This is a genomic window from Longimicrobium sp., from assembly GCF_036280135.1.
In the GTDB taxonomy this organism is placed as follows: Bacteria; Gemmatimonadota; Gemmatimonadetes; order Longimicrobiales; family Longimicrobiaceae; genus Longimicrobium.
Map to the genome: position 1 here is coordinate 1 of NZ_DASURI010000778.1, position 7,830 is coordinate 7,830.

At 72.2% G+C, this 7,830-nt stretch carries 6 protein-coding genes and 1 rRNA gene; 2 read left to right on the forward strand and 5 right to left on the reverse strand.

Annotated features, from left to right (window positions below):
- The 4 genes from VFZ20_RS25040 to VFZ20_RS25055 all read right to left on the reverse strand — a co-directional run.
- Positions 1–266, reverse strand: a 266-nt coding sequence (locus tag VFZ20_RS25040) for a hypothetical protein (protein ID WP_329686693.1), incomplete at its 3' end; no start/stop codon positions are given.
- Between the two features lie 4 nt (positions 267–270).
- Positions 271–2,499 carry an NHLP family bacteriocin export ABC transporter peptidase/permease/ATPase subunit gene (locus VFZ20_RS25045; protein ID WP_329686694.1) on the reverse strand — a complete coding sequence of 743 codons (2,229 nt, stop codon included), beginning with the start codon at positions 2,497–2,499 and terminating at the stop codon, positions 271–273.
- Complete coding sequence (locus tag VFZ20_RS25050; protein WP_329686695.1) at positions 2,499–3,836, reverse strand: NHLP bacteriocin system secretion protein; 1,338 nt, start codon at positions 3,834–3,836, stop codon at positions 2,499–2,501. Before VFZ20_RS25050 ends, VFZ20_RS25045 begins: the two co-directional genes overlap by 1 nt.
- A 349-nt stretch (positions 3,837–4,185) precedes the next feature.
- Complete coding sequence (locus tag VFZ20_RS25055; protein WP_329686696.1) at positions 4,186–5,664, reverse strand: TolC family protein; 1,479 nt, start codon at positions 5,662–5,664, stop codon at positions 4,186–4,188.
- Positions 5,665–6,128: 464 nt separating this feature from the next.
- On the opposite strand from VFZ20_RS25055, the gene VFZ20_RS25060 reads away from it, so the two are divergent.
- Together VFZ20_RS25060 and VFZ20_RS25065 are read left to right on the forward strand one after the other, a co-directional pair.
- On the forward strand, positions 6,129–6,992 hold the full coding sequence (locus tag VFZ20_RS25060; protein ID WP_329686697.1) for an FRG domain-containing protein: 864 nt from the start codon (positions 6,129–6,131) through the stop codon (positions 6,990–6,992).
- Between the two features lie 14 nt (positions 6,993–7,006).
- On the forward strand, positions 7,007–7,537 hold the full coding sequence (locus VFZ20_RS25065) for an AAA family ATPase (RefSeq protein ID WP_329686698.1): 531 nt from the start codon (positions 7,007–7,009) through the stop codon (positions 7,535–7,537).
- A gap of 180 nt (positions 7,538–7,717) precedes the next feature.
- Here the strand turns inward: VFZ20_RS25065 and rrf are convergent.
- Positions 7,718–7,830: ribosomal RNA gene (gene rrf, locus VFZ20_RS25070) — 5S ribosomal RNA — on the reverse strand; the annotation flags it as partial.

The following is a 7,830-nucleotide window of genomic DNA, read 5'->3' on the forward strand; positions in this document are numbered from 1 at the left end:
AGCACGGTCCCCGGCGCGCCGATGGCCAGCAGCGCGCGGCCGCCGGCGGGATCCTCGCCCAGGCCAAAGACGGGATCGCCCGCCTCCAGGCGAAACAGGTGGCGGCGCCGGCCCGTGGGCTCGCCGTCGGCGTCCAGCCGCGTGGCAAAGATGTCGATGCGTCCCTCGCGCACGATCCACAGGGCGTCCGGGTCCAGCCGCAGGGGCCGGTTGCCGGCCGCGGGGTGCGGGGTGCCGCCGGGAAGCGCCGCCAGCGTCGTCGTCATGGCGTCACTCCGCGGCGATGAGGCCGCGGTACGGCCCCTCGGCGGCCGCCAGCTCGTCGTGCGTGCCCCGCTGCACGATCCGGCCGCCGTCCATGACGACGATCTCGTCGCAGTCGCGGATGGTGCTCAGCCGGTGCGCCACGATCAGGCAGGTGCATCCCCGGCGGCGCAGGTTGTCGTCGATCTGCTGCTCCACGCCGGGGTCCAGCGCGCTCGTGGCCTCGTCCAGGATCATCACGCTGGGGCGGTTGACGAGGGCGCGGGCGATCTCCATCCGCTGCCGCTGCCCGCCGCTGAAGTTGCGCCCTCCCTCTTCCACGAGGCTGGCGTAGCCGCCGGGGCGGGCGCTCACGTCGTCGTGGATGCAGGCGTCGCGCGCGGCCTCCACCAGGTCCGGCTCCGGCACCGTGGGGTCCCACATGGTCAGGTTGTCGCGCACGCTGCCCTCGAAGAGGAACACCTCCTGGTCCACGACGGCAAAGCTGCTCGTCATCACGGGGCGCGGGATGGACGCGCGGGGCACACCATCCAGCAGCACCTCGCCCGCCCACGGCTCGTACAGCCCGCTGACGATGCGCGCCACCGTGCTCTTTCCCGATCCCGACCCACCCACGAGCGCCACGCGCATCCCGGGCCGCAGGTCCAGCGAAAAGTCCTGGATGAGGGCCGGCTCCAGCCGGCTGTAGCCGAACGACACGCGTCGCAGCTCCAGGTGCCCGTCCAGCCGCCCCGGCGCCGGCGCGGCCACGACGGGGGACGGATCGGCGGCGTCCGGCGCGGGCCCGTCGGGGCGATGGGACTGCGCGCGGAGCACGTCGTCCAGGCGGTTCATGTCGCCGCGCACCTCCTGCAGGGCGCTGCCCATGTTCACCAGCGAGCTGACGGGGGCGAGAAAGGCGAACATGAGGGCCTGAAAGGCGATGAGCATGCCCATGCTCAGCCGCCCGTCCATCACCCGCAGCCCGCCGATGCCCAGCAGCAGCGTGGTGCTCAGGGCCAGGAGCAGGGGCGGCACGGCGGAGAGCAGTGTCGTCTGCAGGGCCAGCTGGTGCTGGGCGTTGGCGGCCTTGGCGTAGTAGCCGCTCCACCGGGCGAAGAAGTCGGACTCCGAGCCCGTGGCCTTGAGGTTCTCGATGTTCAGCAGCCCGCCCATGGCCGTGCCGATGGCCTTGCCGCGGTCCTGCTGCAGCCGAGCGCTCAGGTCCGTGCGCCGCCGCGACACCCAGCGCAGCGCCGCCATGTTGAGCGCCGCCGTCGCCACGACGACGGCGGCCAGCACGGGGTCGTAGCGCACCATCAGCAGCGCGTAGAAGACGACGACCACGGCCGCCAGCATGGTGGTCGCCAGCTCGCCGGAAAGGAGCTGCGCCACGCGGTCGTTGATCCCCACGCGCGACGCGATCTCGCCCGGAAAGCGCTGGGTAAAGAACTGCAGGGGCAGGTGAAGGACGTGCCACAAGAAGCGCGCGGAGGTGGAGATGGCCAGCCGCGCCTCCAGGCGCAGCAGGTAGCGCTGCTGCAGAAAGGTGAGCGTGCCCACGACGAGGGCCGTCGCGGCCATGAACACGGCCAGGGGCCGCACCCAGTCGCCCATCCCCTTCACGAGCACGTCATCCACGAACACGCGGGAGAACGTGGGCACCAGCAGCCCGGGAAGCACCAGGACCAGCCCCGCCAGGACGACGTACGCCACGGCCCCGTGCAGACCCGCCAGCCGGCGGCGCAGCGCGGCGGCCAGGCTGCGCCCCTCGCCGCCGGGGACGAACTCCGGCGCGCGCTCAAAGGTGAGCGCCACGCCCGTGAACGACTGGTCGAACTCCTCCTCGGACACGGCGCGGGGGCCGTGGGCTGGGTCGTTCAGGAACGCCCTGCCCTTGCCGAACCCCTCCAGGACGACGAAGTGGTTGAAGTTCCAGTGGACGATCATGGGCACGGGGAGCGCGCGCAGGTCGCCCGGCTCCTTCTTGAACCCCTTGGCCACCAACCCGTAGCCCCGCGCGGCCTTGACCACGTTGCTGGCCTTGCTGCCGTCGCGCGACACTCCGCACGCGGCGCGCACCTCCTCCAGGGGCACCAGCTTGCGGTGGTACGCCAGGATCATGGCCAGCGACGCGGCGCCGCACTCCACGGCCTCCATCTGCAGCACGGTGGGCACGCGCGCGCGCCGGCCGGGCGCGGCCGTCTTCCGCACCCGGCCGCGCAGGACGGCCACGGCCCGCCGCGCCCGCTCCATCACTGGCGCACCGGGCCCCCGCCCGCGGCTTCCTGCCGGCGCAGCTGGGGGATCACCATCTCCACGGGCCTTCGCCGCTCCACCACCACGCCGGCCGTGGCCATGGTGCCGCTCTTGATCAGGATGGGCGGCCCGCTGGACGACGTCCATCGCAGGCCGCTCACGTTGCGGCTCTCGGGCACCAGGTCCGCGTGGATCTCGTACGGGGCGTCGTCGCCGCTCAGCGCCGTCACCAGCTGCTCGTTCTTGAGCACGCGCTGCATTCCCTGCGGCGTCACGGGAAAGTCCGAGACGTACGTCACCCGCCCCAGCAGGTAGCCGAACTCCTCCTTCTTGACCGTGGACGGGGCGATCTGCACCTCCATCCCCGGGCGGATCTTCTTGCCGTGCACGCTGGGGATGTACAGGATGGCCTCCAGCCCCTTCACGGCGCGCCCCGTCAGGTCCACCGTGAGGATGGGCTGGCCGCGGTTCACCATGCTCCCCTGCTCCACGATGAGCTCCAGCACGCGCCCCGTGTACGGGCTGGTCACCTCCGACGTGGTCCGCAGCTCGTTCTCCAGCTGCGCCAGCTCGCGCTCCGCCTCCGTCAGCCGCGTCTGGCTCTCCAGCACCGCCTGGCGGTTGTTGTTGGCCGTCTGCGCGGCCTCGGCATCCAGCTGCACGAGCTCGGCGCGGCTCTGGCGCACGCGCTCTTCCTGCTGGTCGCGCTGCTGCACGGTGTTCAGCAGGGCCTGCCGGGTGATGAGACCCTGCTGCACGAGCTGCTCTTCGCTCTGGACGCGGTCGTTGAGCGCGCGCAGGGTGCTCGTCCCCGCGTCGATGGTGGCCTGCAGCTGGGCACGGCGCTGCGCACGGTAGGCGGCCTGCAGCTCCACGTCCCGCGCGCCGAACGCCTGCTGCTGCTGCGACTGCGTCCGAGCCTCGTTCACCTTGGCGCGGGCCTGCTGGATGCGGAGCACCAGGTCCTGCCGCTGGATCCGCGCGACCACCTGGCCCTCCGTCACGTTGTCGCCCACGCGCACGGCCACGTCCGTCACGCGGCCGTCGCCCGGCGCTTCCACTTCCAGCACGCCGCCGCTGCGGATGAGGATGCCCTGCCCGCCGATGCGCTCCGGCACGCTGCCCAGGATCCCCCACGTGAGCGCCGTCCCCAGCAGCGCCGCCACGCCGATGAGCAGGAGCCACCCGCGCGCGGTGGTCACCTGCATCAGCTGGTCGAGCTGCTCGGGCGACGACAGCCGCTCCAGGGCCACGGAGCGAAAGATCTCCTTCTTGGGCGCCGGCGCCGCGGCGGGCGTGGCGGCCTGCGGCGGGCTCCCGATTTCCGTCGGCATGGCATCCAGGAAAGGTGCGGGGCAGGCGCGTGCACGTCGGCGCGGCGCATCTGCGCCGGGCGGCTCGGCCCTTCTGTCGCGTATCGTCCAGCCGCCGCCGGCCCGCGTACGACACGGAATCCGCCGCGGCACGTCATCCAACGTCACGTCATCCGCGATCCACCGCGATCGTGCCTCGTTACGGGCGAAAGGCACCGCATCGGTCAAAGGGACGCGATCGGGGGATCCAGCTCCGCCGGTCACCGCGCTCGGCCGGGGGACGATGCGCCGCGCCGGGACATCCGGGGATCCGCGTCGATCATCATCCGCCGAGACCCGACAGGGACGCGGACGCGCTCGTCGATCGCCTCTACCCGCCCGTCAGCGCCCGCGCGTCCGGCGCGCCGCCGGGGAGCAGCATGCCCGTCTCGTGGCGCAGGCGGGCAAGGGAGACGGCGTACGTGCGGCGCGCCTCGATCTCGGACAGCGTCGCGGAGGTAAGCCCCTCCTCGGCGTTGATGATGTCGAAGATGGTGCTCGTCCCCAGCTGGTAGCGGCGCTGCTCGCTTTCCAGCGACAGCGCGTGCAGCCGCGCCGCCTCGTCGAACAGCACCAGCTCCTCGGCCGAGCGCTGCAGCGTCTCCAGCGCGGCCGCCGCGTCCAGCTCCACCTGCCGGCGCAGCTCCGCGTACGCCAGCGCGGCCTGCTGCTCCGCCGCGTAGCCCTGCCGCGCCTGCCCGTCCGCCAGCCGGTTGCGCAGCGGCATCCCGTAGATCACCTCCAGCCGCGTGTGCATGCCGCCCAGCTCGCTGTAGAACGGCGAGACGTATCGCCCCCACTCGTCGCCCGCCTCCAGCCCCTGGTATCCCAGCGTGACGCTCAGGTCCAGCCGCGGGCGCGTCTCCCGCCGGTAGCCGGCGAGCAGGTCCCGCGCGGCATCGTGCTGGCGGCGCGCGGCCTCCAGGTCCGGCCGCAGCTGCAGGGCGCGCGAGACGATCCCGCTGTCCGCGGCGATCCCCGCCGCGCCGGGGCCGGAGGGGAAGTCCGTGGAGGGCGGCGCCAGGCGCATCACCTCCGCCGGGGGGATGCCCATCGCCCGTCCCAGCTCCTGCCGCGCCGTGATCAGCCCGCGCTCGCCGCTGATGCGCGCCGCCCGGCGCGACGCCAGGTTGGCCTCCAGGGGCAGCAGGTCCACGGCCGGCCGCTGGTCCGCCGCCACCAGCATCCGCGTCTGCTGCACGTTGCGCTCGCTGCGCTCCTCCGTCTCGCGCAGCACCGCGAGGCGCGCGTGGGCGGCCACGTAGCTCCAGTACGCCTCCACGGCGCCCAGCAGCGCCCGGCTGCGCGCGAACTCCAGCTCCGACGCGCTCGCCGCGTGCAGCATGACCGCCGCGCGCTCGCCGGCCAGGGCCATCCCGCCGCCCCGGCCGCGCAGCAGCGGCATCGTAAGCCCCAGCGTGGCCACCGCCTGGTTGCGCGGGCCCAGCGACTGCCCCACGGCGTCCAGCCGCGAGAACGACAGCGCGGGCGAGACGACCAGGCCCGAGCGGAACGGCTGGTCCACGCCCACGTCGTAGGTGACGGTGTTCGTCGACTGGATCCCCGGCACGTTCTCCGTGCCGAAGAGCGGGCTGCGATCCGCCGCGGAGGACAGTCCGGCCGCCACCTGGGGATCGAACGCGCCGCCCGCCACGCGCACACCCGCCCCCTGCCGCTCCACCTCCCACGTGGCGCGGCGGATGTCCGCGTTGGCCGAAAGCGTCGTCCGCAGCACCTCGTCCAGCGAGAGCCCCCCGCCCTCCTGCGCGCGCGCCGGCGCCACCGCCGCACAGGCGAGCGCGATCGCCACACCGGGCACGAGGCGCGGCGCGCGGCACAGGGACACGGCACAGGACCGTGTCGCGCGGGATCGAGAAAACAGCGGCGTCAAGGGATAGGACGCATGGACGTCGGAAGGGGCGCGCCGGAGGGAATTCTGCCGACGTTCGTCACCCGGACCCGTGCCCCGGGGGCGGCGGCCGGCGGACGCGCGTTCAGGCGGATGCGCGCGTGATCGTCTCGATCTACAGGGCAAGCGCCGGACCGGGGACGTCCCGCGGACCCAAGTGGTTGCGGCGGATGGAGATTGCCGCGCGTCCCCCCAACGTTTGGCGGGCGGGGCCCGGCTTTGGCGGACGGGAGTAGATGCGGGACTCTATCCGATGGGGCCCGGCCACGATCCACCCCTGACACCGTCGCGCGTACGCTTGTTGCCGAGGGGGACTGCGGTGGGGATGAACGGCCAGAAACCCAGCGGGGACGGGGCGAAGCGGGATGACGGAGATCCGGGTGGAGACCTGGGACCAGCTCAACGAGCAGCTCTATCGCAACGCGTACAACGAGCGGCTGGGCCGCATCCGGTCGCCGTACGTGTTCCGCGGCGTATCCAGCGCCCGCTATCCGCTCACGACGAGCCTGTCGCGGCTGGGCGGCGACTACGGGCGCATGGAGCAGCACCTGCTGCGCAACTTTCGCAAGTACGCCCGCGATGGTGCCGTGGCCAGCGACTCCATCTGGAACTGGATGGCCGTCGCCCAGCACCACGGCCTGCCGACGCGGCTGCTGGACTGGACGTTCTCGCCCCAGGTGGCCCTGCACTTTGCAACGGCGCGGCTGCGCGAGTTTGACCGCGACGGGGTGATCTGGACGGTGGACTTCGTGCAGGCGCACGCCCTGCTCCCCGCCCCGTTGCGCGAGGAGATGGAAAACGAGTCCGCGGACGTCTTCACGGTGGAGATGCTGGAACGCCGCGCGCCCTCGCTGGAGGCGTTCGACGCACTGGATGGAGACCCGTTCGTCCTGTTCTTCGAGCCGCCGTCGCTGGACGACCGCATCGTCAACCAGTTCGCGCTCTTCGCCGTGATGTCGCGCCCCGAGGCCATGCTGGCCGACTGGCTGGCCGCGCACCCGCAGCTGTACCGGCGCATCGTCATCCCGGCGGAGCTCAAGTGGGAGATCCGCGACAAGCTGGACCAGGCGAACGTCACCGAGCGCGTGCTCTTTCCCGGGCTGGACGGGCTGAGCGCCTGGCTCAAGCGCTACTACTCGCCCAAGTGCCCCGTCCCCGACGTCGTGGAGGAGGTGGAGGAAGACGCCGATGCCCTCCGCCCCGGCACCCCCGACGACGCGCCGGACTGATCCCGACATCCTCCATGCACATCACCGAACTCACCGCGGAAGGGGAGCCGCGGGTAGGGCAGATGCGGATTCCGCCCGACGCGCTGGTAGTGCTCGTGGGCCCATCGGGATGCGGCAAGTCGACGTTCGCGCGGGCGCACTTCACCGACACGCAGATCGTCTCCTCGGACGAGTGCCGGCGCCTGGTCTCGGATGATGCGGCCAACCAGGGTGCCACGCGCGAGGCGTTCGCCGTGTTCTACACCCTGCTGCGCGGCCGCCTGACGCACGGCCGGCTGACGGTGGCGGATGCGACCAACCTGGACCCGCGTAGCCGCGAGAAGCTGCGCCAAGCGGCCGAGTCACGCCGCCGCCCACGCGTGGCGATCGCCTTCGACGTCCCGCTGGAGGTCTGTCTCGCGCGCCAGTCGCTGCGCGCGCGGCAGGTCCGCGGGGACGTGGTGGAGCGCGGCCACGCGGCGTTCCAGCAGGCGTTGCGCGAGCTGCCGCACGAGGGCTACGCGCACGTGTACGTGGTCAGGCCGGGGGAGGGTGCCCTGGAATAACTGCGGGTTACAGGGATAGCCAGCCACAGCAGTCCTCCGCGGCTCTGCGTGAGAAAAGCAGTTGCCGTTCCTCTGCTGCCCCTGCTCCCTCTGCGTGCGAATGCGGTTGCTCTGGATCTCAACAGAAAAGCAAACGCCCGCTCCGATCTGTAGATCGAAGCGGGCGTTTGTCCAAGATGAGGCCGGCGGCGCCGTACTCTCCCACCGGGTGGCCCCGGCAGTACCATCCGCGCAGCGGGTTTTCACTTCCGAGTTCGGGATGGGATCGGGTGGATCCCCCGCGCCATAGCCAC

Excerpts from the sequence above, each read along its gene's own strand:
- VFZ20_RS25065 (WP_329686698.1), top strand. The coding sequence starts at position 7,007 with ATGCACATCACCGAACTCACCGCGGAAGGGGAGCCGCGGGTAGGGCAG.
- VFZ20_RS25045 (WP_329686694.1), bottom strand. The coding sequence starts at position 2,499 with ATGGAGCGGGCGCGGCGGGCCGTGGCCGTCCTGCGCGGCCGGGTGCGG.
- VFZ20_RS25060 (WP_329686697.1), top strand. The coding sequence starts at position 6,129 with ATGACGGAGATCCGGGTGGAGACCTGGGACCAGCTCAACGAGCAGCTC.
- VFZ20_RS25050 (WP_329686695.1), bottom strand. The coding sequence starts at position 3,836 with ATGCCGACGGAAATCGGGAGCCCGCCGCAGGCCGCCACGCCCGCCGCG.